General features: G+C 59.5%; 22 protein-coding genes. 14 read left to right on the top strand and 8 right to left on the bottom strand.

Annotation, left to right across the window (positions count from 1 at the left end):
* Positions 1-87: 87 nt before the first annotated feature.
* The 4 genes from hisC (at position 88) to FHU41_RS09905 (ending at position 4,793) form a co-directional block, all read left to right on the top strand.
* Positions 88-1,191: a histidinol-phosphate transaminase gene (gene hisC / locus FHU41_RS09920; RefSeq protein WP_179389514.1), complete on the top strand. Its 1,104-nt coding sequence runs from the start codon at positions 88-90 to the stop codon at positions 1,189-1,191.
* Between the two features lie 128 nt (positions 1,192-1,319).
* Positions 1,320-2,486 carry a pyruvate dehydrogenase (acetyl-transferring) E1 component subunit alpha gene (pdhA, locus tag FHU41_RS09915; protein WP_179389513.1) on the top strand — a complete coding sequence of 389 codons (1,167 nt, stop codon included), beginning with the start codon at positions 1,320-1,322 and terminating at the stop codon, positions 2,484-2,486.
* A complete protein-coding gene (locus FHU41_RS09910) occupies positions 2,483-3,457 on the top strand; it encodes an alpha-ketoacid dehydrogenase subunit beta (RefSeq protein WP_179389512.1) in 975 nt (324 codons plus the stop codon). Before pdhA ends, FHU41_RS09910 begins: the two co-directional genes overlap by 4 nt.
* Positions 3,458-3,467: 10 nt before the next feature.
* Positions 3,468-4,793 carry a dihydrolipoamide acetyltransferase family protein gene (locus FHU41_RS09905; protein WP_179389511.1) on the top strand — a complete coding sequence of 442 codons (1,326 nt, stop codon included), beginning with the start codon at positions 3,468-3,470 and terminating at the stop codon, positions 4,791-4,793.
* A 30-nt stretch (positions 4,794-4,823) separates the two neighbouring features.
* Here the strand turns inward: FHU41_RS09905 and FHU41_RS09900 are convergent, their stop codons facing one another.
* Both FHU41_RS09900 and FHU41_RS09895 read right to left on the bottom strand, forming a co-directional pair.
* Positions 4,824-5,681 carry an alpha/beta hydrolase family protein gene (locus tag FHU41_RS09900; RefSeq protein WP_179389510.1) on the bottom strand — a complete coding sequence of 286 codons (858 nt, stop codon included), beginning with the start codon at positions 5,679-5,681 and terminating at the stop codon, positions 4,824-4,826.
* 52 nt (positions 5,682-5,733) lie between these two features.
* Entirely contained in the window at positions 5,734-6,966 is a 1,233-nt protein-coding gene (locus FHU41_RS09895; protein WP_179390399.1) for an aminotransferase-like domain-containing protein, read from the bottom strand.
* Positions 6,967-7,533: 567 nt separating this feature from the next.
* On the opposite strand from FHU41_RS09895, the gene FHU41_RS09890 reads away from it, so the two are divergent.
* From FHU41_RS09890 to FHU41_RS09875, 4 genes are all read left to right on the top strand, one after another.
* The gene (locus tag FHU41_RS09890; RefSeq protein WP_179389509.1) at positions 7,534-8,517 is read left to right on the top strand and encodes an ABC transporter permease; all 984 of its coding nucleotides are present in this window, start codon (positions 7,534-7,536) and stop codon (positions 8,515-8,517) included.
* A complete protein-coding gene (locus FHU41_RS09885; RefSeq protein WP_179389508.1) occupies positions 8,514-9,470 on the top strand; it encodes an ABC transporter permease in 957 nt (318 codons plus the stop codon). Before FHU41_RS09890 ends, FHU41_RS09885 begins: the two co-directional genes overlap by 4 nt.
* Complete coding sequence (locus FHU41_RS09880) at positions 9,467-11,632, top strand: dipeptide ABC transporter ATP-binding protein (protein WP_425503296.1); 2,166 nt, start codon at positions 9,467-9,469, stop codon at positions 11,630-11,632. The genes FHU41_RS09885 and FHU41_RS09880 overlap by 4 nt, the downstream gene beginning before the upstream one ends.
* A 96-nt stretch (positions 11,633-11,728) precedes the next feature.
* Positions 11,729-13,426 (top strand): ABC transporter family substrate-binding protein, encoded by a 1,698-nt coding sequence (locus FHU41_RS09875; protein WP_179389507.1) that lies wholly within the window; start codon positions 11,729-11,731, stop codon positions 13,424-13,426.
* Between the two features lie 101 nt (positions 13,427-13,527).
* On the opposite strand, the gene FHU41_RS09870 is transcribed toward FHU41_RS09875, so the two are convergent.
* Complete coding sequence (locus FHU41_RS09870) at positions 13,528-14,094, bottom strand: NADPH-dependent FMN reductase (RefSeq protein ID WP_179389506.1); 567 nt, start codon at positions 14,092-14,094, stop codon at positions 13,528-13,530.
* Between the two features lie 132 nt (positions 14,095-14,226).
* Here FHU41_RS09870 and FHU41_RS09865 point away from each other — a divergent pair, with 132 nt between their 5' ends.
* Positions 14,227-14,862, top strand: coding sequence for a TetR family transcriptional regulator (locus FHU41_RS09865; RefSeq protein ID WP_179389505.1), 636 nt, complete (start codon positions 14,227-14,229; stop codon positions 14,860-14,862).
* Here the strand turns inward: FHU41_RS09865 and FHU41_RS09860 are convergent.
* Together FHU41_RS09860 and ald are read right to left on the bottom strand one after the other, a co-directional pair.
* Positions 14,859-15,671: an isocitrate lyase/phosphoenolpyruvate mutase family protein gene (locus tag FHU41_RS09860; RefSeq protein ID WP_179389504.1), complete on the bottom strand. Its 813-nt coding sequence runs from the start codon at positions 15,669-15,671 to the stop codon at positions 14,859-14,861. The genes FHU41_RS09865 and FHU41_RS09860 overlap by 4 nt on opposite strands.
* A 168-nt stretch (positions 15,672-15,839) precedes the next feature.
* The gene (ald, locus tag FHU41_RS09855; RefSeq protein ID WP_179389503.1) at positions 15,840-16,952 is read right to left on the bottom strand and encodes an alanine dehydrogenase; all 1,113 of its coding nucleotides are present in this window, start codon (positions 16,950-16,952) and stop codon (positions 15,840-15,842) included.
* 198 nt (positions 16,953-17,150) lie between these two features.
* Here ald and FHU41_RS09850 point away from each other — a divergent pair, with 198 nt between their 5' ends.
* Positions 17,151-18,362, top strand: coding sequence for a PucR family transcriptional regulator (locus tag FHU41_RS09850; RefSeq protein WP_179389502.1), 1,212 nt, complete (start codon positions 17,151-17,153; stop codon positions 18,360-18,362).
* A gap of 66 nt (positions 18,363-18,428) precedes the next feature.
* Positions 18,429-19,466 carry a Gfo/Idh/MocA family protein gene (locus FHU41_RS09845; RefSeq protein ID WP_179389501.1) on the top strand — a complete coding sequence of 346 codons (1,038 nt, stop codon included), beginning with the start codon at positions 18,429-18,431 and terminating at the stop codon, positions 19,464-19,466.
* Here the strand turns inward: FHU41_RS09845 and FHU41_RS09840 are convergent.
* Positions 19,463-21,166, bottom strand: a complete 1,704-nt coding sequence (locus tag FHU41_RS09840; protein ID WP_179389500.1) for an MDR family MFS transporter — start codon at positions 21,164-21,166, stop codon at positions 19,463-19,465. The two genes, FHU41_RS09845 and FHU41_RS09840, sit on opposite strands and share 4 nt — an antisense overlap.
* A gap of 162 nt (positions 21,167-21,328) precedes the next feature.
* Positions 21,329-22,027: a hypothetical protein gene (locus FHU41_RS09835; RefSeq protein WP_179389499.1), complete on the bottom strand. Its 699-nt coding sequence runs from the start codon at positions 22,025-22,027 to the stop codon at positions 21,329-21,331.
* 196 nt (positions 22,028-22,223) lie between these two features.
* On the opposite strand from FHU41_RS09835, the gene FHU41_RS09830 reads away from it, so the two are divergent.
* Positions 22,224-23,495, top strand: coding sequence for an MFS transporter (locus FHU41_RS09830; protein WP_179389498.1), 1,272 nt, complete (start codon positions 22,224-22,226; stop codon positions 23,493-23,495).
* Between the two features lie 206 nt (positions 23,496-23,701).
* Here the strand turns inward: FHU41_RS09830 and FHU41_RS09825 are convergent, their stop codons facing one another.
* On the bottom strand, positions 23,702-25,162 hold the full coding sequence (locus FHU41_RS09825; protein WP_179389497.1) for a S10 family peptidase: 1,461 nt from the start codon (positions 25,160-25,162) through the stop codon (positions 23,702-23,704).
* A 71-nt stretch (positions 25,163-25,233) separates the two neighbouring features.
* Between FHU41_RS09825 and FHU41_RS09820 the strand changes: the two genes are divergently transcribed.
* Both FHU41_RS09820 and FHU41_RS09815 read left to right on the top strand, forming a co-directional pair.
* Positions 25,234-25,782 carry an acyl-CoA thioesterase gene (locus FHU41_RS09820; RefSeq protein ID WP_179389496.1) on the top strand — a complete coding sequence of 183 codons (549 nt, stop codon included), beginning with the start codon at positions 25,234-25,236 and terminating at the stop codon, positions 25,780-25,782.
* Positions 25,782-26,930 (top strand): MalY/PatB family protein, encoded by a 1,149-nt coding sequence (locus FHU41_RS09815; RefSeq protein ID WP_179389495.1) that lies wholly within the window; start codon positions 25,782-25,784, stop codon positions 26,928-26,930. Before FHU41_RS09820 ends, FHU41_RS09815 begins: the two co-directional genes overlap by 1 nt.
* The last annotated feature ends 1 nt before the right edge of the window (position 26,931 follow it).

Raw genomic sequence — 26,931 nt, 5'->3', positions numbered from 1 at the left:
TGAGCAGGCCGCGGGTGTGCCAGCAAGCAGCTTCCTTAGAGCAGAAACAACTGCCAACAGGCTCAGGAATCGTGAAAGTATTGGCTCATGTCAGAATCTTCGGTTCATCCCCGCGCTGCCCTGGGCCGCCTGCCCCGCTATGCCGCAGGCAAGCCACCCGTCGCCGTTGCCGGGATGGAGAGCTTCAAACTGTCCTCGAATGAAAATCCGCTGCCGCCCTTGCCCGAGGTGCTGGAATCGATGGCAAAGCACCCCGAGATCAATCGTTACCCCGATCCCACCGCAGCCCCACTCCGGGCGGCGCTAGCCGATTTTCTTGATGTTCCCGCCGAGGACATTGTCACCGGCGGCGGTAGTCTGGGCGCGCTAAACCAGATTCTCGCGGCTTTTTCCGGAGCGAACGACGGCGGCGAACCGGACGAGGTTATCTACGCCTGGCGCTCCTTTGAGGCTTACCCCATCTCGGTGGGTTTGGCCGGAGCCCGCAGCATCCAGGTTCCGCTGACCTCCGGTGCCCGGCACGATCTTGAGGCGATGGCTGCCGCCGTGACCGACCGGACCAAGATCGTCATCCTGTGCACGCCGAACAACCCTACTGGCCCGGTGCTGCACACCGCGGAGGTCGAGGAATTCCTGGCTAAGGTTCCGGAGGATGTCGTGGTGGTGATTGATGAGGCCTATGTCGAGTTCGTGACAGATGCAGACGCGGTCAAGGGTCTGGAACTCTACCGAAAGTATCCGAACGTCATCGTGCTGCGTACATTCTCCAAGGCGTATGGATTAGCTGGCCTGCGTGTTGGCTACTCAGTTTCCCAGCCTGAATTGACCCAGTACCTGCGAGTAGCGGCGGTGCCGTTCGCGGCTTCAAGTCTTGCCCAGCACGCCGCCATTAAATCCTTGGAGCTCTATCCGAAGATAGTGGAAAGGGTACAAAGCCTTGTACGTGAAAGAGAACGCGTGGTGGCGGGTCTAAGGGAACTTGGCTGGCCGGTACCCGACGCCCAAGGCAATTTCGTCTGGCTCAACTTTGGCCAGGATTCCTCAGATTTCGCGGCTCAGGCCGAGGGCCAGGGATTATCCGTGCGGCCCTTCGGCAATGAAGGGGTCCGGGTTTCTATCGGCGAGGTTGAGGCTAATAGTCGTTTTCTTCAGTTCTGTCAGGGTTATACAAAAGCTCCGGCAGCTTCCTAGTCCTTCACATGACGGTTCTTGGCTGGTTTTTGATTAGAGTGGAAGACGGATCAGGGAGATATTCCCTGTGAGTTATACATTCCCTTCGGGGAATATATCTGTACTCGAAGCATGGATCGAGGTCTGCTGTGACCACAGCGAATCTGCCCGAAACCGAAAGTGACGGCACCCCCGGAGGCGAGGTTGCCCCCTTTGCCGAGTCGGACCTAGTGCAGTTACTGAGTCCCAAAGGCGAGCGTCGTCAGGACGATTTCTTCGGCAGGTATGCCGAGGACTTGCCCGCGGAACAGCTTCGGCAGTTCTACCGGGACATGGCTTTGGCCAGGCGTTTCGATCAGGAAGCCACTGCCCTGCAGCGTCAAGGTGAGCTGGCCATGTGGGTGCCGATGACAGGACAGGAAGCCGCGCAGGTTGGCTCCGGCCGGGCCACCCAAGCCCAGGACTATCTCTTCCCGACCTACCGCGAACATGCCGTAGCGATGACCCGAGGCCTCAACCCTGCCCAGCTACTCAAGGTTTTCCGCGGTGTCTCGCATGGCGGCTGGAACCCGCTGCAATACAATTTCCACCTCTATACCTTGGTGCTTGCTGCCCAGACCTTGCACGCGGTGGGATACGCCATGGGCATCCAACGGGACCAGCTGGAGGCACCCGACACGGAGGCCGCCGTCGTCGCCTATTTCGGTGACGGTGCTAGTTCCGAGGGGGACGTGCACGAATCAATGGTCTTCGCGGCTTCCTTCCAGGCTCCTGTGGTGTTCTTCTGCCAGAACAACCAGTGGGCTATCTCGGTGCCCTTCAAGGTACAGTCCCGTGTTCCGTTGGCTCAGCGCGCGGCAGGCTACGGCTTCCCGGGAGTCCGAGTGGATGGCAACGATGTGCTCGCGGTTTACGCGGTGAGCCAGTGGGCGCTGGAGCACGCCAGAAGCGGGAAGGGGCCGGTGCTGATCGAAGCCGTGACCTATCGGCTGGGTGCTCATACCACCGCAGACGACCCCACCAAGTATCGGGAGAGCGCCGAGGAAGAGAGCTGGCGTAGCCGCGATCCACTCTCCAGGCTGGAAACTCTACTGCGCGCCGAAGGGCATGTAGACGATGAGTTTTTCGAACAGTTGAAAATCGAATCCGATCAGCTAGCCACTCAGCTACGGCAGGATGTGCTGGCCATGACCAACCCGGACCTGAGGGCATCCTTTGCCCAGGTCTACGCCGAACAGCACCCCTTGGTCAGCGAAGAACTCGCGTGGCTGGAACAGTACGAGCAGGGCTTCGCCCCGGAAAGCGGGCAAGCATGAGCACCATGACCATTGCGAAGGCAATTAATGCCGGTCTCCGCCGCAGCCTGGCCTCCGATCCGAAGAGTCTTCTGATGGGCGAGGATATTGGTGCCCTGGGTGGGGTTTACCGGGTCACTGAGGGGCTCAAAGCCGAATTTGGAGAGCTCAAGGTGGTGGACACCCCGCTCGCGGAGTCCGGCATTATCGGTACCGCGATCGGCCTAGCCATGCGCGGCTACCGGCCGATCTGTGAGATTCAGTTCGACGGCTTCGTCTTTCCGGGCTTCAACCAGATCACCACCCAGCTAGCCAAACTGCACGCTCGCAGTGAGGGCATCTTGAGTACCAGCGTGGTGATCCGGATTCCCTACGGCGGCGGCATCGGCTCCATCGAGCACCACTCGGAGTCCCCGGAGGCGCTCTTTGCGCACACTGCGGGTCTGCGAATCATCACCCCCTCCAATCCGCACGATGCTTATTGGATGATTCAGCAGGCGGTGAGCTGCGCGGATCCGGTGATCATTTTCGAACCAAAACGCCGCTACTGGCTCAAGGGTGAGGTCAATACCGAGGAGCCCGGCCGAGGTCCCTTCGAGGCTCAGGTGCTGCGTAGCGGCGAGGATGCGACCGTGCTGGCCTACGGGCCGTTGGTTCCGGTGGCGCTCGCGGCAGCAAACGCGGCCGAACAGGACGGGCATAGCCTTGAGGTGATTGATCTGCGCTCGCTCTCTCCTATCGACTTCGACACCATTACCCGTTCGGTGCAAAAGACCGGCAGGCTGCTGATTGCCCATGAGGCGCCAACCTTCGGCGGCCTGGGTGGCGAAATCGCGGCGCGGATCAGCGAGCGAGCTTTCTACTCACTGCAATCCCCGGTGATCCGGATTGGCGGCTTCCATCTGCCATATCCGGTCGCGAAGGTGGAAGAGCAGTACCTGCCGGATATCGACCGCATTCTTGAGGCCTTCGACCGCGCCATGGCTTATTGAGAGGAACCAGATGAATACTTTTAATTTGCCGGATGTAGGCGAGGGTTTGACCGAGGCGGAGGTTGTCTCCTGGAAGGTCAAACCGGGCGATATCGTGGCGATCAATGATGTTTTGGTGGAGATTGAGACCGCTAAATCGCTCGTGGAATTGCCCTCTCCCTATGCCGGTCGGGTGATTGAACTGATGGTTGCGGAGGGGCAGACGGTCGACGTCGGCACTCCGCTGATTTCGGTGGGTTCGGCGGCAGAGCTGCCGGCTCAGCAAGCGGCAAGTACGACTTCGGTTCCGAGCAGTGGCCTGCTCGATCTGGACCCAGCTCTGATCGACGATCGGATGGTCAAGCTCACCGAACCGAGTATCGAGGCTGCACCGGCCCCTCTGGTCGGATCGGGGCCGAAGGCTGATGCGGTCAGGCGGCGCCCCCGCACCGTAAGTTCTTCAGCGAGTAGCCCAGTTCCTGCAAAGACCAGCACGACGGCGGTGCCCCAGGAGCGTCCGGTCCGCGCTTTGGCCACGCCCCCGGTTCGCAAGGCGGCGAAGGATCTAGGCATTGAGCTGGCTCAGGTACCAGCCACCGGAGCTCGTGGTGAGGTAACGCGACAGGATTTGCTGAGTTTTCAGGGCGGGCAAGGTGCAAAGAGCGGGGACCGAATCGAGCGGATCCCGGTCAAGGGCGTGCGCAAGGCCACCGCCCAGGCGATGGTGCAAAGTGCTTTTAGTGCCCCGCATGTTTCGATTTTTGTCGAGGTTGATGCCAGCCGGACAATGGAATTCGTCAAGCGACTCAAGGCGAGCCGGGATTTCCAGGAGGTGAAGGTCTCTCCCTTGCTGATTGTGGCCAAGGCCGTGATCTGGGCCGCCGAGCGCAACCCTGGCGTCAATGCGAGCTGGGGTGAGCAGGAGATTCTGGTCAAGCGGTTCATGAACCTTGGCATTGCCGCGGCTACTCCGCGTGGTTTGATGGTGCCGAATATCAAGGATGCTCAGGACCTTTCGCTGCGGGAGCTGGCAGTCGCCCTGAACGAACTGACCATCACGGCCAGGGAGGGGCGGACGCAACCCGCGCAGATGCAAGGCGGAACGCTTAGCATCACCAATATTGGTGCACTAGGGCTAGATACCGGCACTCCGATCCTCAATCCGGGCGAAGTGGCGATCGTCGCTTTTGGCACCATAAAGCAGAAACCGTGGGTGGTTGATGGTGTGGTTCAGCCGCGTTGGGTCACCACACTGGGAGGTTCTTTCGATCATCGGGTGGTGGATGGCGATCTAGCCGCCCGCTTCCTGGTGGACGTGGCAGCTATTTTGGAGGAGCCGGCTCTGCTGCTGGACTGAGCCAAGCCCAGACCAAGGCGAGTCAGGTGCCTAGCGCCAGGGGTCGCCGTCGTGCAAATAGTCCACCGTCTCCGCCCAGAAGCTGTTTTCGAATCTCGATTGGAAAAGGGCGAAGTGCCCGAGGCTCCGCTCGCCGTAACGCTCCGGGTTGAGGAAAGCTACCGAGCTCGGGGCGGAGCTGTAGTAGCGGAGCATCCGCTGGGTGGCTCGCCGGGTGGCGTAAGGATCGTCGCTGCTGGCTAGTGCCGTCAGCGGAGCCGTGACTGCGGCCAGGTTCTCCCGGAGCTCTGGCTGGCCCCGAGTGAAGTTTCTGGGGCTGCGCGCCCAGTCCAGCGCTACCCCACGGGGAAGATCTTCGGTTAGCCCCAGCTTTTTGCCTGGATAGTAGCCAAGTCTCAGGGTGAGTGCTGGCATCTGGAGATGCCAGCGATACCAAAAAGCCAGTTTTTGCTGCCGACGGTAGTCGAGCCAGAAAGCGTGTTGCGCCCCGATGGCCAAGATCCGGCTCAAGCTGCGACCTTGCGGAGCCAGGCCGGCCGCGAATCCGCCAAAGCTGTGGCCAATCAGCGAGACCCTTCCCGATGATGGCCCCGATTGCAGGGCGTAACCGAGAACGGCGTCCAGATCGTACCGTCCCCAGTCGCTCCAGCGTCCACGTAGCGAGCCGAGCGCGCCTACGCTGGAGCCACCAATGCCGCGATAATCGAAAGTCACCGTGCGGAAGCCCTGAGCGGCCAGGAACTCCGCATAGCGTCGGTAGTAGCGAGCCAGCACGCCGGTGGCGCAACTGATCACCACGGTTTCCGAAGCTGTTTGAGGGCTTGCCTCAAAAACTGTGGCCGCGATGCTCAAGCCATCCTCGGTGACTAAGGTCAGCTGGCTTGGCATAAGCCCAGCCCATCACGACGACGGCGGGCTGGCAAGGTTGGTAGCGGTGAGACTAGGCGGCGATGGCTTTGGCCAGCACCGGGGCCAGTCGTTTGACGCCCTCTCGGATGTTTTCCGAACTCACCGCGCTAAAGGCCAGGCGCAGCGAGTTGCTGTGTGAGGCTGTGGTGAAAGCCGCACCGGGGACGAAAACTACACCGGCGGCAATGCCCTCCTGCAGCAGTGGATAGGTGTCCACGTGTTCCGGCAGGGTCAGCCAGACGAAGAATCCGCCCGCGGGCCGGGTCCATTCCACTCCGGCGGGCATGTGCTCTTCCAGAGCCTCAATCATGGTCTCGCAGCGCTCTGAGTAGAGTTCGCGGTAGCGTCGGATCTGGCCCATCCAGTCGTAATCGCGCAGGTATGCCGAAATCAGCATTTGGTTGAACGACGGCGGGCAAAGAGTCACTGCCTCGCTCGCCAGATAGAACCTCTGTTTAAGCTCGGCGGGCACCAAAGCCCAGCCAATTCGCAGGCCGGGTGCGAAGATCTTGGAAAACGAGCCTAGGTAGATGACGTTTTCGGCGTCCCTGGCACGCAAAGGGGCTTCCGGGTGACCATCGAACTTGAGCAGGCCGTAGGGATTATCTTCCAAGATGAGAACATGCTCTTCACGGCATATATCAATAATCTGCTGACGCCGAGTTTCGGCGAGCGTCACTCCGGAAGGATTATTAAAGGTGGGGATGGTGTAGAGCAGTTTCACTTTCTTGCCAGCTTCGCGCAGCTCAGCCAAGCGTTGCCGCAGGGCCTCGGGAACTAGCCCTTCGCCGTCGACGACAGCGGGCAGCACCTCTACCTGGTAAACCTCAAAGGCATTCAGGGCGCCCACGTAGGTGGGATCCTCCACTAGGACGACATCGCCCGGATCGCAGAACACCTTGGCGGCCACATCCTGGGCAGACTGCGAGCCCGCAGTGATCACTACATTGTCCGGATCGGCGTCGGTTATCCCCTCGGCTGCCATCACCTGGCAAATCTGCTCGCGAAGTTCCCGGGTGCCTTGACCGCCTCCATATTGCAGGGCTTCGAGTCCTTGCTCCGCGATCACTTGCGCAGCCGATTGGCCCAGTTCGGCCAAGGGGAGGGATTGCAGGTAGGGATTGCCGCCAGCGAGGGAGATCAGTCCGGGCTGCATGGAGATCTCAAAAACATCGCGAACGGCGGATTGCTTGATATTGGCGGCACGCTTTGAAAACAACTCAGTCGGGGAGTAGGTCTCGCGCGGGGAATCGGGCTGCTGCATGATGGAGGTCACATCCTTAGGATAAGCCCGAAGGTTGCATACAAGTCAACATAAGTTGCATATATATCCAGGTCGAGAGTGACAGTTGGGTAACTTTTGCGTAACGGGGTTGAGTCATCCTGATTGCCGGGGGCGTAGCTTGTTGCTGGTAAAAGGACTCCTCGACCCGAATCGTTGGTTTTAAGTTCCCCTAGAAATAGCGGAATATTCGTTCAGGCAAGCTTTTTGGGCGGGGGATTGGTCGGCGAAATTAATGCGCGTGATCCGGTTATCAGGTAGATAAACCTTCCTGTGAATTATGAACTGAGTGTGTAAACGCTGTGCTACATTCGGTGCAATGTGACGTGCGGCATAGTCAGTGGGGGATGGTGGGCCAAAAGGCCTCAGCCGTTCATCTCACTTCTGAAGCGAACTGCTTCAAGCTAAGGTCCCGTCACTCGTCAGGCCACAAGCCATTCGAGAGGAAGTACAAGGTGTCAACGTTGGTTATGGGAATTTCGGGAATTTCTTCCAGTCCGCACATCGGCGCTGAACAGAAGAGTCCCTGGTCCTAGAAGCTTTCGTTCCATGCTTTTATACTTGCTCAAGCGAGCCGCCAGCTACCTGGTGATGATCTTCATCACCACAACGGCGACTTATTTCCTCGCTGTCTCCTCCATGAAGCCTGCGCTTCTGGAACAGGAGAAGATTCCCAAGCCCACGCCGGAACAGGTCCAGGCGAACTTCGCTAGCCTTGGCCTCGATCCCACCAAGAACCCTTGGGAACGCTACGTCGATTGGCTGGTTGGTGTTGTCACCCGCTGGGATTGGGGACGCAGCCCCAATGGCGGCTTCATCAATACTCAGTTCGGCGATCGAGTCTGGGTTTCCACCCGGTTGATCTTGGTCTCGCTGATCCTGACCATCATCATCGGCATCGCGCTGGGCGTCTATTCTGCGGCTCGGCAGTACAAGGTTTCCGATCGAGTCATCACCGGCTACAGCTATTTCGTTTACATCCTGCCCGCTCCGGTGGGTTACTTCCTGATCCAGTTGCTGGCCATCAAGATCAACGAATGGACCGGTACCCAGAGCCTGTTTGTGACAGGGATATCATCCGTCGGGGTGGAACAGGGCTGGCCTGCCATCGTTGATTTGGCTGCGCACTATGTGGTGCCCACCTTCGCCCTGACCATCCTGGGTTGGCAGGGTTATCAGGTGGCGCAGCGACAGTATCTTCTGGACAACGTCAATGCCGACTTTGTCCGTACCGCTAGGGCCAAGGGCTTGACCAGAAATCAAGCCATTCGAAAACATGCGCTGCGGGTTTCCTTCATTCCGGTGGCTCAGTCCATCGCCTTCAATATCCCGGCTCTCTTTACCGGCGCTATCTTCGCCGAGCAGATCTTTGCCTGGCCTGGCATCGGGCGGTGGTCCTTTGAAGTCATCACCGCGGCCGATGTAAATGGCACGGTGGCTACGGTGACTTTCGGTTCGGTTATTTTCGCTGTGGGAGCGGTGCTGGCTGACTTTGCCACCACTCTGGTTGACCCGAGAGTGAGGGTGTCATGACCACGATGAATGTTCCAGACCCGGTCGAAATTGACATCGAGAAATCGATGGAGACTGGCGATGAGGTGATTAGCAAAACTAGGATCATTGTCCGCCGCTTCATGCGCAACAAAACCGCCGTTGCAGGCCTGGTGATCTTTATCCTGCTCTGCCTCTTTTCCACCGCCGGGGTGTTCCTACAAAAGTGGGACAAGACTACTCTTGACGTTTTCAACATCGGTACCGGTCCCAGCGCTGATCACTGGTTTGGTACCACTCAGAGTGGGCGTGACCTTTTTGCCCAGATGGTTGAAGGCCTGCGAACCTCAATTCTGATCGGCCTGATTGTCGGAGCGGGAGCAACTCTGATCGCCGCAATCTACGGCTGCACGATGGCCTACTTCGGTGGTCGGACCATGCGAATTATGCTCTTTATTCTGGAAACCTTGATTATGGTGCCCTCCATTTTGATTGTCGCCATTGTGACCAGTGGTGGCGGCGGGCTCAAGGACAACATACCTGGCTGGGTTTTGCTGACCATCGTGCTGTTAGTTTTTGGCTGGATGGCTGCGGCTCGTTTGATCCGTTCACTCGGACAGTCACTGATGACTCGAGAATTCGTCAAGGCCGCTCAATTCATGGGCGTACCGCCGCTAAAGATTGTTTGGCGGCACTTGGTTCCCAATATTGGCTCGCTTTTGGTCCTTGAGCTGACCCGTGGTGTGACCTTCGCGATTTTGAGTGAGGTGGCGTTCTCTTTCATCGGCATTGGTATTAAGGATCCCGATGTCAGCCTGGGTGTTCTGATCGGCCAGTCGACCGCTCAGATTAGCTCCTACCCCTGGATGTTCTGGTTCCCTCTGATCGCCATGTTCTTCCTAACGGGCTCCCTGTCCATGATGAATGACGGTCTGCGCGACGCATTCGATCCCAACTCCACTTCGGTTGGGCAAGCGAAGAAGAAAAAGAAATGACGGCAGAACTGGAACCGGAATTGATTGACATGAATGCTGCCTCGGGCACCCGCCCGGCAGCCGACGACGCCGTGTTGACCGTTCGCGGCCTCAACGTTAAATTCAATACCGAAAATGGCTTGAACCATGCCGTGCGCGGCATTGATTTCGATGTTCGACCGGGCCGTACCCTGGGAATCGTGGGTGAGTCGGGATCCGGCAAATCGGTGACCTCAATGGCGGTTATGGGTCTATTGCCCGAGACCGCCGAAATCACTGGCTCGATCCGCTATCGCGGGAACGAATTGATCGGCATGAGCGATCGCAAGATGTCGGAGTTCCGCGGTAAAGAGCTTTCGATGATCTTCCAGGACCCGCTCTCCTCACTGACCCCGGTCTTCAGTATTGGTGATCAGATCATCGAGACCCTGAGCATTCACAATCCGCGGATGAGTCGGGCCGCCAAGGAGGCCCGTGCCGTCGAGTTGCTCGGCCTGGTGGGAATCCCCAGCCCGAAGAGCCGGCTCAAGGCCTTCCCGCATGAGTTTTCCGGCGGGATGCGGCAGCGCGTGATGATCGCGATCGCGATGGCCAACGATCCCAAGGTGCTGATCGCCGATGAGCCAACCACCGCCTTGGATGTCACCATCCAAGCCCAGGTGCTTGAGGTGCTGAAAGTAGCTCAGGAAGAGACCGGGGCCGCGGTGGTGATGATCACCCACGATCTTGGTGTGGTGGCGGGCATCGCCGATGAAATCATGGTGATGTACGCGGGGCGCTCGGTGGAAACTGGCAATGCGGACCACATCTACTACCAGCCGAGGATGCCGTATACGATCGGCCTCCTGGGGGCAATTCCCCGGGTGGATACCAGCGCGAAAGCCGCCCTGGTGCCGATTAAAGGGACTCCTCCTAACTTGATCTCTCCGCCTCCCGGTTGTTCCTTCGCCTCTCGGTGCCCGCTGGCTACCGAAGAGTGCCTGTCCGCAGATGTTCAACTGGTCACCGTTGACGGCGACCCTCAACATCAGGCAGCCTGCATTAAGACCGAGGAAATCGGCGCTAATGCTGATGCTCACGAGGTCTACGATGTGCCTGAGATTCCGCCCTCTGCGCTCGAAAGTGTGCCGCGGTCAGAACGTAAGACAGTGCTCCAGCTGACCGATGTCAAGAAGCACTTCCCACTCCTGAAGGGTGCGCTGGTTAAACGGCGAATTGGTACCGTCAAGGCGGTAGACGGGATCAGCTTCGATATCCGCGAAGGTGAGTGCTTCGCCGTCGTGGGTGAATCTGGTTGTGGCAAGACCACCACCTTGCTGGAAATCATGGAGTTTCAGCAGAGCCAGAGCGGTGAAATTCGAATCGGCGATGCGTTGAACAAAACGGCGAAAGCCTCCGACGTCCGACGGACGGTTCGTAAAGATCTGCAGATGGTCTTCCAGGACCCCACCGGGGCCTTAGACCCCAGATTCACGGTCTTTGAGGCGCTGGCGGAGCCTCTGGAAAACCAGCAGGTTCCCAAGGCCGAGATGAGAAGGCGCATTCTGGAACTGATGAAGTTGGTGGGGCTGCAGCCCGATCACGTCAATCGCTTCCCAAACCAGTTCTCCGGCGGTCAGCGGCAGCGCATCGGCATTGCCCGTGCACTGGCGACGAATCCCAAACTCGTTGTCCTCGATGAGCCGGTCTCCGCCCTTGACGTTTCGGTGCAGGCGGGCGTGATCAACCTGCTGGAGCAGCTCAAAGCCGAACTCGGACTGAGTTATCTTCTGGTCTCCCATGACCTCTCGGTGGTGCGCCATATCGCCAATCGGGTGGCCGTGATGTACCTGGGCAAGATCGTTGAGATTGGCGATGTCGATGAGGTATTCGATAACCCACAGCATCCGTACACCAAGGCTCTACTCTCCGCGATTCCGATCCCGGATCCGAAGATTGAGCGTCAGCGCGAACGCATCGTACTCAAAGGCGATCTGCCCACTCCGCTTGATGCGCCCGCGGGCTGCGTCTTCACCAGCCGGTGTCCGATCTTTGCGGCATTGCCGGAGGAAAAGCAGCGGATGTGCCAGGAGAAGATGCCTCCCTTGATTCATGCGGCCGGTGACGGTCCGCATTCCGATGACCATGAACATGCTTGCTTGTTCCCGGACGGCAAGCTAGATGAGGCGATGCTTGTGCGCTGATTCTCCCAGAACAATCTACTCAGATTGGCCTGCGCGACGACGGGCAGGCTCCTTCACCAAGAAATGAACGAGCACTTAATGTTGGAAAGGAAAACAATGAACAAGAACCTAAAACTTGGGGGAGTGGTGGTGGTCGCATCCGCGCTGCTGCTCACCGCGTGTAGTGGCGGAGGGAACTCCGGCGGCGGCCCCAGCTCCGCTGGCGCAGAAACGGCCGGCGCAGACGTTAACAAGCTGATCAGCATTAACGCTCAGCCGGTAGACAATCTGAAGCAGGGTGGGACTTTCACCTTGCCGGTCGGTAACCTCGGCCCGGATTTCAGCCCTTTCAACCAAAACGGCAATAACACGGATAACATCCTTATGCTGGGGCCGGTCAATGTCGCCGCGACCACCGGTTGCTGGCTTCTTGAGGCTAACGGCACCCCGAAGCTGAACAAGGATTTCTGCGAGAGTTTCGACAGCAAGATTGATGGCACTAAGCAGACCATCACCATTAAGATCAATGACAAGGCTGTCTGGAACAACGGAACCCCAATTGCCGCCGATACCTTCATCAATAGCTGGAAGCAGCTCAGCGGCACCATTAAAGAGAACAACATTGTCACTCCGGGGGCCTGGGAGAACATCGCGAATGTTGTTCAGGGCGCTACGCCCAAAGACGTCGTCGTGACGATGAAGCAGCCTACTTACCCGCTGAGCGACCTCTTCGCCGGCCTGGTGAATCCGGCCATTAATACCACGAAGATCTTCAACGACGGCTTCGTAGACAATCTGCACCCGGAGTGGATGGCTGGTCCGTTCAAGGTGGATAAGTACGATCCCGCGGCCAAGACCGTCTCCATGGTCCCCAATGACAAGTGGTGGGGCGAGAAGCCGGTTTTGAGCTCCATTGTGTTCCGTCAGATGGAGTCTGCGGCAACGATTGCGGCCTTCAAAAACAAGGAAATTGATATTGCCGGCGGCCGTACCATCAACGCCTTCAACCAGTTGAAGGGCACCCCGGATTCCGAGGTTCGCACCGGTCAGCGCCTCTTCGGTGGTGGTTTGAACATCAACGCCGCAATGGCTCCGATGAACGATGTTACGGTGCGTCAGGCTATTTTGACCGCCGTCAATCGCCAGGAAATCGCTAAGGTTCGCTACAACGGCCTGAACTGGACCGAGACGCCCCCCGGATCGCAGATGCTGATGCCGTTCTCCCCGTACTACCAGGACAACTACCCGGTAAAGACCACAGGCGCTGACGCGGCTAAGAAGGTCTTCACCGATGCTGGCTACACCGTCGGTTCCGATGGCAAGGTTGTTAAGGACGGCAAGAAGGTCTCCTTCAAGATCACCAACTTCGGCGATGACCCGACCGCTCTGGCCACCGTGCAGACCCTGCAGAAGCAGTTGCAGGATGCCGGCATGGACGTCACCATCGATCAGAAGGGTGATAACGACTTCGGTAAGGTCGTTGGCGAGCGTACCTTCCAGATGACCATGAGTGGTTACTCCATGGGTGCTGACGCCACCAGCGCGGTCAAGCAGTACTACGACTCCAAGAATGGTGAGTTTGGAGTGGGCGATGCCGCGATCGATGCCCGTATCGCCAAGGTGAGCAGCATTGCTGATGACGCCGAGCGCAACAAGGCCGCGATGGATATCGAGAAGGACTTCATGGCGAAGTACTTCGTGCCAGGCATTGCCTTCAACGGCCCGGACATCTTCTACGTCCGTACCGGCCTGGCTAACTACGGTGCCTCGCTGTTCCAGACCATCGACTGGTCGACGGTCGGCTTCCAGAAGTAAATGAGTGGGCTGATTTAGCCGCTTTGCAAAAGGGCTGTGGCCCCGGAGAAATCCGGGGCCACAGCCCTTTTCGCGTTCCTTCGAACGTATTGTCGATCGAGCTAGGCGGCGACCTTATCGTTCACGGCGCCCAGCAAAGTCTGCAGAATTTCGGAGAGCTGGCCGGAAACCTCGGCATCGTCCTTCGGGTGTACCTCGGCGAAGCGTACGAGCGAACCAGGCACTGAGAGCTTGGCCTCCTCAACCACATTAGCTCCAGCAATCTTAAGGGACTTACGGGCGTCGTCATGCGCCCATACGCCGCCGTACTGGCCGTAAGCAGTACCGACGACGGCGGTGGGTTTGCCCTTGATGGCCCCGTCACCGAAGGGGCGGGACAGCCAGTCGATGGCATTCTTGAGCACGGCCGGAATAGTCCCGTTGTATTCGGGGGTGAAGAATAGAACGGCATCGGCGTTCTCTGCGGCTTCGCGCAAGCGCTGGGCCTCGACGGGGGCAGCGTCGGGAAGGTCTACATCCTCGTTGTAGAACGGAATATCCGCGAGCCCTTCGTGGATCACGATGGTGGTGCCGGTCGGGGCAAGCTGGGCGGCGGCTTCAGCAAGCTGCTTATTGGTGGAGCCATTGCGTAGACTACCGACTAGAGCGAGTACGGTGTTCTCAGTCATCATTAATACCTGGACTTTCTCGGTTTTGTAGGTTCATTGACCGTCCGTTGGGCGAACAGTTCGTTGATAAAACGGACCATAGTCCGTTTTATATTCCCGAGTGGAGGTTTGTTGCGAAATCTTTCTTTGCCAGTGAGCTCGAACCCGCCGCGGATCTCCAGCGGCAGGGGCGATGCCACCCGCAATCGGGAGAAACTGCTCAACATAGCCGCTCAGATGATCCAGGAGCGGGGGGTCGGATGCCTCACCATGGATGGTTTGGCCGAACGAGCCAAGGTCGGCAAAGGTACGATCTTCCGCCATTTTGGCAGCCGATCAGGGTTGCTTGAGTCGCTTTTGGACCACACTGAAGAAGACTTCCAGCGGCAGCTGATTTTTGGTCCGCCACCGCTAGGACCGGGCGCATCGGCCAAGCAGCGACTGCTGGCTTTTGGGAAAGCAGTGATCGACCGTTTCGAGGTGAACGGTGAGCTGGTACAGGCCGCAAGGGAGTCGAGCGATCGTCGCTTCAGCGCCCCGGCTGCGCAATTGCACCGAATGCATGTGATGATTCTGCTCCGAGCCGCCGAAGCAGAAGCTGCCACCGCCCAGAGCCCAGCTGCCCCCAGCACCCAGCCCGCCGACGTCGAACTGCTGGCTTATGTTCTTTTGGCGGCGCTTGAGCCGGGGCTACTGAGTTACCATCGGCGAGTGGCCGGGATCAGCCCCGAGCGCCAGGGCGCGCTATGGGGATACTTACTGGAACGGTTACTACCCGAAGCTCCCTAGTCCGCTGAGTGCCCGGCGAACAGCTGATTTACTTCGCCATATTCCATCGCGGGAGCCTCGGTCAGCTCCGCTTGGGATCCGTTCAAAAAGGCTTCGGTGAGCCGTGCGGCGGTTGCCAATGCCGCCTGGGCAATGGCCGAGCCTGCGCTGAGTCTCCGTACACCCAACTGGTAGAGCGCATCCGTAGACGGCAGCCCGGGTACCAACATCAGATTGAGTGGATTGGGCTGGGCTGCGGTCGCAATCGCGGTGATCGCCGTGGGTTCGGCCAAGGCTGGCACAAATAGACCGCTGCTACCCGCAGATTGGTAGAGCTCGGCTCGGCGGATCACCTCTTGTACGGCGGCTTCACCTTCCGCCAAGCCGCGCAAATAAACATCGGTGCGGGCATTGATGAAGAGCTCCGTATCGGAATCCGCTAGCCGCTGCCGGATGGCTCGGATCTTCGCGGCAAGCAGTTCTGGCTCCTGACCGCCGTCTTCCAGATTGATGCCCACCGCACCCAATGAGGTCACTTGAGCAACGAGCTCGGCGACTTCCTCCGGATCATCCGAGTAGCCACCTTCCAGGTCCACGCTCAGCGGCACCTGGATGACCCGGAATATCTCTCCGACCGTAGCGAGCAGTTGTTCGACGGCCAGGGCGTCGCCGTCTGGATACCCTCTGGACCAAGCCACGCCGGCGCTCGTGGTGGCAATGGCTTGGGCACCGAGACTCTCGGCCAATCGGGCGCTCCCGGCGTCCCAGGCATTGGGCAATAGCAAAGCAGATTCGCCCTGGTGTAGGTCGTGGAAACGTGTTTGGGTCACGGGGGCTCCGATCAAGGGCTGCGTAAAGGTGGGCAGGGTGGGCAAGAGAAAGGCAGCGGTTATCGGAATCCGATGCCGCTGCCTTCATTCTTGCCTATCGCTCCGACAATCTCGTCGATCAGCCGGAAACCAGCGGGAATTCGTCCGAAATCCGCTGGCCCAAGAGCTTTAGAGCAGGCTCCGCCAGTCCTCGGTCAGCTCCAGGCCGTGTGCGACCGCGACGGAGTGATTGGTCACCTTGCCGGCGGCGATGTTGAGCCCAGCGGCAAGCGCCGTATTGCTCTCCAGAGCAGCTTTCGCGCCAAGGTTGGCCAGTGCTACGGCGTAGCGCAGGGTGACATTGGTCAGCGCATAGGTTGAGGTGTTGGGCACGGCGCCGGGCATATTTGCCACGCAGTAGAACAGTGAGTTGTGCACCGTGAACGTGGGGTTCTCGTGCGTGGTCGGGTGGCTGTCTTCGAAGCAGCCGCCCTGATCGACCGCGATATCAACCAGGACCGAGCCGGGTTTCATTCGTGAAACCAGGGCGTTGGTCACCAACTTGGGAGCCTTGGCTCCGGGGATCAGCACCGAGCCGATGACCAGATCGGCATCAAGCAAGGACTTCTCGATTTCCAGGGTGTTGGAGGCAATGGTTTTCAAACGACCCTGATAGATCGCGTCAAGTTCGCGCAGTCGGTTGATGTTGATGTCCAGGATGCTCACATCGGCGCCCAGGCCGAGTGCCATGGCGGCGGCATTCGTTCCAGCAACACCCGCTCCGAGGACCACAACCTTGGCTGGCCGCACTCCGGGTACACCGCCTAGCAGAACGCCTTTACCTCCGGCCGGAGCCATCAGAGATTGTGCCCCGACCTGAACGGATAAACGGCCAGCGACCTCGGACATCGGTGCCAGCAGGGGCAGCGCGCGTCCCTCCTGTACCGTCTCATAGGCGATTGCCGTGACACCGGACTTGACCAGTTCGGCGGTCAGTTCGGGCTCTGCGGCCAGGTGCAGGTAGGTGAAAAGCACCAGGCCCTGACGGAAGCGGTGGTATTCAGCCGCGATGGGTTCTTTAACCTTCATCACCATATCGGCCCGGGCCCAAACGTCGTCCGCGGAGTCGATCAGCTCGGCGCCAGCGGTGGTGTATTCCTCATCGGTGATCGAGGAGCCAAGTCCGGCGCCCTTTTCGATCAGCACGGTGTGGCCGTGGCTGGTGAATTCGTGCACACCAGAGGCAGTGATGGCAACGCGAAATTCGTTGTTCTTGATTTCCTTGGGGACGCCGATAATCATGGCTAAACTCCGTTTTTTGCTGGCTGGAATACTGCATCCAGAATAGATCTGCTGTGAGCCAGCAGACAGTATGAGGATTTGTGGCCTTTCCGGTGATCCCTGGATTCTCAGGGATTTTATTGATCTTTGCTCTACATTTGTCGAAGAACATAGCGTCAAGTGTCGCCTGATGTTGTGATGGCTGGATATCCTTGAAATATGCAGTCGGTAGACGTCGAGGGTCTGGTTGAAGATGTGGCCCTTAGGCTGGGACGCGGTTTATCTCTTGAAGACGTGGATGGGCTACTCCTCGCCTACAGTTCCAATCAGCCGCATGCGGACAAGGTCCGGGTCGATTTTCTGCTCAGCAAGCGAGTACCCACCGATGTCATCGCCTGGCAGTTATCGCACGGGGTGGCGGTTGCGATTCGTCCCGTGGTGATCCCGGCCAATGCCCAGCTCGGCATGCTCGGCAGGGTGTGCGTGCCGCTGTTAGTCCGCGGTTATCGGGTCGGGTACCTCTGGGTGCAGCAAGAGGAAGATGATGAGTCGGCGACGGCGATCCTCGCCCAGTTGCCCTCGGTCCGTGATCAGCTCGATGTGCTGGCCGCTCTACTGCTGGACTCCAATACAGCGGAAACCGAGCACCGCCGCCGTCGTGAGCAAGAATTTCTGGCCGCCTGCCGTGGTGAAGCTGCTGCGCTCAGTGCGGTAGCCGGTTGGAAGGAGGTGGCTAACCGCGGCCCCTGGCAACTGGTCACCGCGCTGGAGGTTTCTGAGGAGCCGGCTGGCCCGGCGGATGATCCGATCGCCGCCACCCTGACGCATCGTTCTGCGGCACTGCAGGCCACCATCGGAATGGACGCCGCGCTTTTCAGCGCGGGCACCAGTACGCACGCCGTGATGCTGTTCCGAGATTCGATAGGCCGAGCCAACCATGCGGCCGTTTTGGTGCAGTATCAATTGGAACTCGGTAAGCGCTTGGGCAGGCCAGCGGGACGAGTGTTACTGGGCATCAGTGAGCCCTTTGCCGCCATTACCGGGCTTCCCGAGGCGAGCGGGCAATCGCGGGTGGCAGCGCAGGCGGCTGCGGTGGACCCGATGTTGGGCGAATTAGTGGATGCGCGGACGGTAGGCATCTTCCAATTGCTAGACGGGGCAAACGGTGGGCGATTGAACTCGGTGTATTATCGTCGTTTGCTGGAGCAGGACCGTAACCGGGAGCTTTTACCGGTGCTGGAGTTGCTCTATGACAGCGGAAGTTCGGTGCAATCGGTGGCGGACCAGCTACACCTGCACCGAAGCTCCGTTTATAACCGGCTGGCCAGGATTAGGTCGCTGCTGGGGGCCGATCCGCTACACGGCTTGGTGCGTTTGGAACTGCACAGTGCGCTGAAGGCCGAGCGGTGGGGCCGGAGACCGCGGCTCTAGACGGGCGGTAAGACGGGTGAGCGGAAGATTTCAGCGAGATCATCGAAAAACGAATAGTCTCTGGCTATGACTGAAATAGGCTCAGACAAGCCAATCCGTACCGCAGTGATCGGCTTAGGGCTGGCTGGAAGCGTTTTTCACGCCCCGGCGATCGCGGCAGACCCGGCTTATCAGCTCAGCGCCATCGTGACCGCGGACCCGGGTAGGAGAGCGAAGGCGCTCGCGGCATATCCCGGAACTGCTGTGCTGGATTCCTTCCAACAATTGCCTTTCGGCGAGCTGGACCTCGTGGTACTTGGTACCCCACCGCTCAGCCATGCCCCGCTCGCTCGTGAGGCTATCGACCGAGGCCTCTCCGTCGTCGTCGATAAGCCTTTTGCCCCGAGTAGTGCGGAGGGCCTGGAGCTGATCGAGTACGCCCGGCGGGCCGGGAAGCTACTCACGGTCTATCAAAACCGGCGCTGGGACGGTGAGTTCCTGACCCTGCAACGCCTGCTGGAGCAGAATACCCTCGGCGAGGTCTACCGCTTCGAATCGAGAATGGAGCGCTGGGCACCAACCATTAGCAAGGACTGGAAGACCCAGGCGCAACCCGGCGTAGGCATCCTCTTTGACCTTGGAACCCATCTGATTGATCAAGCTTTGCTGCTTTTTGGTCCGGTGGACCAGGTGTATGGCGAATTGGATGCCCGACGGCGGCAGGAACCTAGCGATGATGATGTTTTCCTGGCGCTGCGGCACAGCAGCGGAGTCCGTTCTCATCTATCGATGAACGTCTCGGTGGCTCAGTTCGCGCCGCGGCTACGGGTGCTGGGTAGCGAAGCCGGTTACCTCAAGGAGCTCGGGGACTTACAAGAGGCGCAGATTCTGGCCGGCGTACTGCCGGGACAGCCGGGCTATGGCGTGGACCCGGAGGCGAACTGGGGACGGCTGGGACGCGAGGGGAATAACCGTTTGGTTCCCACCGAACGGGGTGACTTTCCGAGTTTCTATCGGCTGCTTGCCGAGTCTCTTAACGACGGAACGCCGCCACCTGTCGATCCAGTCGACGCGGTGGCGGCGTTGCGCATTATTGAAGAAGTCAGAGCGCAGAACGGGCTTTAGAGCGCTGCTGCGGCCTCTTCCTTAGCTGCTGCGGCTTCCCGCGGATCGGTCAGCTTCTTCTTAGGCAGGAAGAAGGTGATCAGGAAAGCTACCGCAACGAGTCCGGCTGCGGTGAGCATCACGATGTCAATCGACTGCGCAAAGCCATCCCGGATGGGCTGGGTCAGCGCCTTATTGGCATCGTGCAGCCACGAGGTGTCGTTCAGATCGCTGCTGCCACCGCTCTGAGCGTTCTTGAGGAAGTCCAGGAAGCCTTTGTTGTTCGGGTCAGACAAAACTGCCGGATCCTTGAACATCGAGGCGTAGCTGGAGTTCTTCATGGCATCGCCCAACAGGGTGGCGATCTTGTCCTGCGCGGTAGCGAAGAGCATCGAGATGAAGACCGCGGTGCCCACGGTTCCGCCCATCGAGCGGAAGAAGGTGGCCGAGGACGTTGCCACGCCCATGTCCTTCGGAGGTACCGCGGTCTGCATGGCCAGCACCAAAGGCTGCATACAGAAGCCCAGCCCCAGGCCGAAGGCCACGGCAATCCCGCCGGGAACCACCAAAGAAGTATCCACGCCGAGCAACAGACCCATGGTCAGTGCCGATCCGCCGAGGATAAACGTTCCAACGATCGGGAAGATCCGGTAGGTGCCGGTTCTAGAGATGACCTGCCCGCTCGTGATGGAACCGATCAGGATGCCCACCGTGAAGGTGATCATCAGCAAACCCGCCTGGGTGGGGGTCAATCCCGCGACCAGCTGCAGGTACATCGGAAGCATCGCGATGGCACCGAACATGCCAATGCCGATGATGAAGTTGAGCAGAGCCGAAATGCCGAAGGCCGGGATCTTGAAGAATCGGAGCGGAATCAGAGCGGAATCGCCAGCCATCCGTTCGGACAGAATGAAGGCAATGATGCCTAGCGCGCCGAGCCCGTAGCAGAGCAGTGCGCCCCCGGAGCTCCAACCCCAGTCGCGGCCCTGTTCGGCCACGATGAGCAGCGGTACGAGTGCCAAGGTGATGCTAGCGGCACCCCAGTAATCGACCTTCTGACGAACTCCGCCCTTCTTGGGCAGGTGGAGGAACATCCAGACCACGACCAAAGCGGCGAGCGCGATCGGTACGTTAACCAGGAAGACCCAGCGCCAGCCGGTGATCCAGAGGATCTGGGAAGATCCGGCGAAGAAGCCGCCGACTACCGGGCCCAGGACAGAGGAAATACCGAAGACGGACATGAAGTAGCCCTGGTACTTACCGCGATCCTTGAGCGGAACGATATCGCCAATGATGGCCAGGCCGAGCGACATCAAGCCGCCGGCGCCTAGACCCTGGATGCCGCGAGCTACCGCAAGCTCACCCATGGACTGAACGAAGCCAGAGTAGATGGAACCCGCCAGGAAGATCGTGATTGCAATGATGTACAGCGGGCGGCGTCCGAAGATATCGGAAAGCTTGCCGTACAGCGGGGTGCTCACGGTGGAGGTGATGAGATAGGCGGTGGTGGCCCAGGCCTGCAGAGAGAGGCCGTTCAGGTCGTTTGAAATCGTGTAGATCGAGCTGGACACAATGGTCTGGTCCAGGGCAGCCAGGAACATACCTAGCAGCAGACCGATCAAAACGGTCATAATCTGCCGGTGGGTATAAGGCTGGCCCGCTTCGGGTATTCGTTTATTCTTGGCCAGTTTGCTGGCCTCGTTTGTCGTCGCGTGTGACATGATTGCTCCGATGTCTGAGCAGGGAAGTATCTCAGATTCCCAAAAATTAGTTGCTTTCGTGAAACAAGTATATCCCCAGAGTGCGAATTAAGCACCAGAATTTGAGTGATCCTCGCCTCTTAACCCTGCCTAATAAATAGTGCTCGATGAGCAGCGCAGAGATTATTTTGCGGGGAGTTGCCAGATCCAGCCCGGCCCGTCGGTGTTCTTCTGCGAAAGGATCAAAGCTCCCGAGGTCACCGGTGAATCCAGCACTAATAGGCCCTTGATCTTCTGCGAGGGCGCAATCTTGGCGGGCAGCCCCAAACCATTGTCCAAACAGGCATGAGCGGACCTGGTGTCTAGCGATGCCGTGACCTTCTTGCCATCGGGTCCCTGGAGATCGAAGTCCTTGGCGCTGACACCGAAGTAAGGATCCTTCGAATTGGAGAGGGCTGCCGTCGTCTCAATCCAGAGCTCCACCGCGATGAAATGACCATTAGCGGGTTTCACTTCGCCCGGAACCTCACAGTGATAGTCCACCTTGATCGAAGCGACCACAAAGTTGACCAGCCGCACCGTTGAGTCGTCCTTGGATACCACGCCGGCTAACTCGCCGAGCTTCTTCTGCAATAAACCATCTGCATTCGGGCTGACCGTCCCGGAGGATGCAGGGAGCTTGAAATCTGTCTGCGGAGTGGCCGGTGAATTATCCGTACCCTGCCGATCCCGGGTGCTCGACGAGGGACTGGAGTCATAGGAGGGGGCTGTGGGGGTGTCGCCGGAAATCCCCGATCCGCCAGTGCAAGCGCTCAGCATGAGGGCGACAAGCAATAGCGACGCCATCCAGAGGCTTCGCGCGGTGGTGGCGACTCGGCGCACTTTGGCTTCCTTTCACTGCCTAGATTCCCAAGGGTAGGCTGAACCAACGTTACCGGTAAACTCCATTTCAGAGGGAAACCTCGAAGGAAGCCCTGATGGCGAAGACGCGTACAGCAATGAAGCAGCAATGAAGCAGCAATGAAGCAGCTAGAAGTAACAACAGCACCTTAGCTCGCATAGTTATAGGAAGAGGCTGATGACCCAGTATCCCGCCAGCGCGGATGATCTCACCGTCCCGCCCAGCGCTCTTGCCGAACCGACGGTGCCGCCACGCCGGGGCTGGACTGCCGCCGTCGTGCTGGTCAACCTGGGTATTAATGCGGCCTTCTTCGGACCCATCCAGGTGCTCCTGGGCACTCAGGCTGCCGCCTTCGACGAGGCGGGGAAGGAGGCCATTCTAGCCTTGGTCACGGGCTGCGGTGCCGCGGTCTCTCTTGTGGCCAATCCACTTTTCGGTGCTTTCTCCGACCGCACCACCTCTCGGCTAGGCAGGCGGATTCCCTGGGTTTTCATTGGTGCGGTGCTTGGCAGCATTGCCTTGCTGGGCCTGACGGTGGCGCCGAGCGTGGCAATAATGACCCTACTCTGGTGTCTGGTTCAGCTGGGCTGCAATGGTGCGCTTGCCGCGATTACCGCCGCCATTCCTGATCGGGTGCCGGTTCCGCAGCGCGGTGTGGTGGGCGGAGTGGTGTCGATGGGCACCGTGCTGGGCATCCTGGTGGGTGCCGGGATCGGCGCTGTTGCCGGGAAAAACTTCGCTCTCGGCTACCTGATTTGCGCGGTGGCGCTGCTGCTTGGCATTGGAAGCTACATCCTTCGCCGCGAGGATACCCAGTTGACCAAGGCTGAGCAGGTGCCCTTTTCCTGGGGCGGATTTTTCGGCGGATTTTGGATTAGCCCACGTAAGTATCCAGATTTTGGCTGGGCCTGGCTGACCAGATTCCTGGTGCAACTGGGTAACCACATCTGCACCCTCTATCTCTTGTTCTTCCTGAGCGACGAGGTGCACTACGAGAATCCGGCCTTCGGAGTGCTGGTGCTGACCGGGATCTATGCCGTGCTGACCATTGTCACCGCCGCCATTGGTGGGATCTGGACGGATAAGGTGGGGCGGCGGAAGCCTTTTGTGATTGCCTCTTCGGTGATTATTGCAATCGCTTCGCTGGTGCTGGCCTTCGCGCCCAGCTGGACCGGGGCGATTACCGGTGCCGCGATTCTCGGCATCGGTTATGGCGCCTATCTTGCCGTGGACCTGGCCCTGCTCACCCAGGTGTTGCCAGCCGCAGTAAGCAGAGGCAAGGACCTGGGCGTGATCAACGTTGCCAACTCACTGCCCCAAGTCCTGGCCCCGCTGATCGCCTTCCCCTTTGTTGCCTACCTGGGCGGCTATCTCACGCTATATGTCGTGGCGGGAGTCATTGGCTTACTCGGTGCGGTTTTCGTGGTGAAGATCAAGAGCGTGCGCTGAGCGATTCCGGCTGGGTTTTCTAAGCGATACTCCCTGAGCGGACCGACCCCTCCTTTTAACCCAGTTATCCCACTGGTTGTTAATAGTGTGGCGAATGTGGTTGTTTCGAGCGAACTTCCGTCACCTCGGTAACACTCACTGGGACAGGTGGGTGAGAACACGGGTGGGGATCGGCAGGGAAGGGGAAGATGGGAACGAAGGCAGGGCTAGGGCTTAACAAAGTCGGCGAGGGCTGCTAGCTGATCCTGCCGACACTGAGGATTGAGGTACATCATGTGCCCGGCCTCGTGATAGTGATGACTGAAGCGCTCGTGAGCTTCCGGAGCGATATTCAGATGGGCCCAGACGTATTCAGCCGCAAAGTGTGGAGTGGCTCCATCGTGATAGCCGTAATCCACATGCACCCGCAGCGCCGGGTTGTAATTCAGCAGCCGCTCTAGATCCCCAACCACCTCGATCGGCCTGCCCTCGAAGGTTTGATAGCTCCAGGGTTGCACCCTGCCGGTGAGAATTTCGTAGGGCAGGTCGTTCTGGTAGCCGAGCTCGGAGCGAATATAGTGATTGACCGCAGCCGCATAGGGGCCATTGATCGCATTGAGCGAGGGGTCATCCCAGTTGATCGAGGCCTGGCCGCGCAAGTTCTTCTGGGTGAATCGACCGTCGATCCGGCCCACCGTAAGCCCTTGATTGCGCAATAGTTCGGCGGAGAACTCCGAATAATCCCAGCGCAGGTTGCTTCGCCTAACGAACCCCTCACTCAAGGTGGTGATCGCCGCGAGCCTGGACACCACGCCGTCGTACTCCGCCTCGCTCAACCGGGAGCCTTGGCTGAGCGCATAACCGAAGTCCTTAGCAGCAAACTCCTCCGCCTCGGCAACCACCTCGGCCAGCTCCCGGCCGGGGTGACGGCCGTGGAAGTGCGCAATCGCGGCATAGGTGGGCACATGCAGGGCATAAGGGGTGTCCGAGCCCGGAGCGAAGTCCAGGGTGGACATATTCAGCACGGTGGAGATCAACCCCAGGCCGTTTACCGCCATTCCATAGGCATCGAAGAGCCTGGCCGCGACGGCGACCGCGCGCAGGGTGCCATAGGACTCACCCACCAGATATTTGGCGGAGAGCCAGCGGTTATTGCGCGTGGTCCAGAGCCTGATCACCTCGGCCACTAGATCGCGGTCCTCAACGAAGGCGTGGAACTCATCGTCCTTACCGCCCTTGACCACGCGGGAGTACCCGGTGCTAACCGGGTCGATCATCACCAGATCGGCGTGCTTGAGGATGGTCCGCTCGTTATCCAGCAGCCCGTAAGGCGGCGGAGTGAGGCTATCCACATCACCCGAGTCAACGATGCGGGGCCCGAGCAAGCCCATGTGCAGCCAGACCGAACTTGAACCAGGGCCGCCGTTGAAGGCAAAGACAACCGGCCGATTCTGCTCCGAATCAACCACATAGGAGGTCACGAAGATCTCGGCCTTGGCCTTGAAACCCTCGCTCTTACCGTCCTTGCTCTGCTCCTTGCGCAAGACCAGCCGCCCGGCCGTGGAACGGTAGCGCAAATCGCCCAGCTGGTGCTCCCGGGTGACAAAGTCGTCGGTCACCTCGGTCTCCGCCTCTTTTTCGGCGGCTTCTTCGGAGTTCTTGTCCTGGGCAGAATGATCTTTGGCCATCCTCCGAGCCTATGTGTTTCCGGCGCGCTCCGAAATGGGCACATCTCCCTACTGATCAGTAGCATGGCCCTATGCACCTGTTTCTGCGCACCCTACTGCACCTGTTCTTTGCGTCCCGCCGGGCACCACTGAGCCTGTGGGGTCACTCCTCGGTGCGGATGCGAGCGTGGCCCACCGATATCGACATCGCCGGGCACATTAACAACGGCATGTACTTCTCGCTGATGGACCTAGGCCGTTTTGACCTGATGATTCGTGCCGGAATGTGGAAGAAGATCCGGGCCAAAGGATGGACGCCGGTGATGAGCGCGGAGACCATTTCCTTCCGTAAGTCACTCGAACTGTGGCAGCGCTACACGATGGAATCCCGAGTGCTCGGCTTCGATGAGCGGGCGATGTACTTTGAGCAGTGCATGGTGGTGGACGGCGAGATCTACGCTCGTGCGTTCATGGCGATGCGGTTGGTCGGCGGCGGAAAGCCGGTGAGTAACGAGGAACTTTTCGCAGTGATCGGGCAGCCTCCTGCGGATCTGGTGCTGCCCGAGTGGATTCACGGCTGGCGCAATGACGTTGCGCTGCCCAGCACTCGGAAAGCGGCCCCCTTCGGCTGGATTCGCTGATGGATTTCTCCAGCCCCACGCCGCAGACGCTGCGCGCCAGGCAGGGCATCAAGTGGAATTTTCACTCGGCCGAGGTGCTGCCAATGTGGGTGGCGGAAATGGACTTCCCTACCGCCGAGGTGATTACCGATGCGCTGCACCGGGCGGTGGATCGGGAAATGTTCGGTTACCCGCCTGGACGGCAACCGGGATTGGCGACGGCGCTCGCTGACTTCTGCGCGCTACGTTACGGTTGGGCCTTTGACCCGGAGGGCGTTCGAACGTTGCCCGAGGTGCTGCGCGGGGTGGAATTGGCTATCGATGCCTTCAGCACACCCGGCAGCCCGGTGATCCTGCCCGTCCCCGCCTATATGCCGTTCTTCGAACTCATTGAGCAGTTGGGGCGGGAACGGATCGAAGTTCCGATGCTTCGCGGGGAGACCGGCTGGTCACTGGACCTAGAGGCTTTGGATGCGGCCTTCGCCTCGGGTGCCGGTACCTTGATTCTGACCAATCCGCACAATCCGGTGGGTAAGGCCTTTCAGCGGGAAGAGCTCGCTGCGATTGCTCGGATTGTGGATCGGCACGGCGGGCGCGTGGTGGCCGATGAAATCCATGCCCCGCTGGTCTACAACGACCGGCACCTTCCCTATGCCTCGGTGAATGAGATGGCGGCCGCCCACGCAGTCACCCTGATGTCCACCTCGAAGGCCTGGAATCTACCCGGTCTGTGCTGCGCCCAAGCAATCCTCGGCAGCGAGGGCGACCGTGCCGTCTGGGACGGCTTGCCGGAGGTGCGGATGCACGGGGTATCCCCGCTGGGCGTGGCAGCCTCGGAGGCTGCTTACCGTCAGGGAGTGCCTTGGTTGGACGCCCTGCTGGAGCAACTTGAGCAGAACCGAGACCAGCTCTTTACTGCCCTGGGGAGCATCCCGGGGCTCATTGCGATTCCGCCGGAGGCGACCTATTTGGCCTGGCTGGACTTCCGCGGACTGGAGCTAGGCAATCCGGGTGAGAGCCCGGCGTCGTACCTTTTGCGAGAGGCGAAACTCGCCCTGGTGGACGGAGTTGCCTGCGGTGAGGCAGGCAGAGGTTTCGCTCGTTTCAACTTCGGTACGACGCCGGAACTCCTGGGCCGGGCGACCCAGGCACTGCTCGGGGTGCTTTAGC

This window comes from Psychromicrobium silvestre (assembly GCF_013408295.1).
In the GTDB taxonomy this organism is placed as follows: domain Bacteria; phylum Actinomycetota; class Actinomycetes; order Actinomycetales; family Micrococcaceae; genus Renibacterium; species Renibacterium silvestre.
Note: the sequence above shows the minus strand (reverse complement) of the source record. Positions and strands in the feature narration are given on the sequence as shown.

Excerpts from the sequence above, each read along its gene's own strand:
- FHU41_RS09830 (WP_179389498.1), top strand. The coding sequence starts at position 22,224 with ATGACCCAGTATCCCGCCAGCGCGGATGATCTCACCGTCCCGCCCAGC.
- FHU41_RS09815 (WP_179389495.1), top strand. The coding sequence starts at position 25,782 with ATGGATTTCTCCAGCCCCACGCCGCAGACGCTGCGCGCCAGGCAGGGC.
- FHU41_RS09850 (WP_179389502.1), top strand. The coding sequence starts at position 17,151 with ATGCAGTCGGTAGACGTCGAGGGTCTGGTTGAAGATGTGGCCCTTAGG.
- FHU41_RS09905 (WP_179389511.1), top strand. The coding sequence starts at position 3,468 with ATGAATACTTTTAATTTGCCGGATGTAGGCGAGGGTTTGACCGAGGCG.
- FHU41_RS09895 (WP_179390399.1), bottom strand. The coding sequence starts at position 6,966 with ATGCAGCAGCCCGATTCCCCGCGCGAGACCTACTCCCCGACTGAGTTG.
- FHU41_RS09845 (WP_179389501.1), top strand. The coding sequence starts at position 18,429 with ATGACTGAAATAGGCTCAGACAAGCCAATCCGTACCGCAGTGATCGGC.
- hisC (WP_179389514.1), top strand. The coding sequence starts at position 88 with ATGTCAGAATCTTCGGTTCATCCCCGCGCTGCCCTGGGCCGCCTGCCC.
- FHU41_RS09875 (WP_179389507.1), top strand. The coding sequence starts at position 11,729 with ATGAACAAGAACCTAAAACTTGGGGGAGTGGTGGTGGTCGCATCCGCG.
- FHU41_RS09890 (WP_179389509.1), top strand. The coding sequence starts at position 7,534 with ATGCTTTTATACTTGCTCAAGCGAGCCGCCAGCTACCTGGTGATGATC.
- FHU41_RS09885 (WP_179389508.1), top strand. The coding sequence starts at position 8,514 with ATGACCACGATGAATGTTCCAGACCCGGTCGAAATTGACATCGAGAAA.
- FHU41_RS09900 (WP_179389510.1), bottom strand. The coding sequence starts at position 5,681 with ATGCCAAGCCAGCTGACCTTAGTCACCGAGGATGGCTTGAGCATCGCG.
- FHU41_RS09910 (WP_179389512.1), top strand. The coding sequence starts at position 2,483 with ATGAGCACCATGACCATTGCGAAGGCAATTAATGCCGGTCTCCGCCGC.
- FHU41_RS09880 (WP_425503296.1), top strand. The coding sequence starts at position 9,467 with ATGACGGCAGAACTGGAACCGGAATTGATTGACATGAATGCTGCCTCG.
- FHU41_RS09825 (WP_179389497.1), bottom strand. The coding sequence starts at position 25,162 with ATGGCCAAAGATCATTCTGCCCAGGACAAGAACTCCGAAGAAGCCGCC.
- FHU41_RS09820 (WP_179389496.1), top strand. The coding sequence starts at position 25,234 with ATGCACCTGTTTCTGCGCACCCTACTGCACCTGTTCTTTGCGTCCCGC.
- ald (WP_179389503.1), bottom strand. The coding sequence starts at position 16,952 with ATGATTATCGGCGTCCCCAAGGAAATCAAGAACAACGAATTTCGCGTT.
- FHU41_RS09870 (WP_179389506.1), bottom strand. The coding sequence starts at position 14,094 with ATGACTGAGAACACCGTACTCGCTCTAGTCGGTAGTCTACGCAATGGC.
- FHU41_RS09840 (WP_179389500.1), bottom strand. The coding sequence starts at position 21,166 with ATGTCACACGCGACGACAAACGAGGCCAGCAAACTGGCCAAGAATAAA.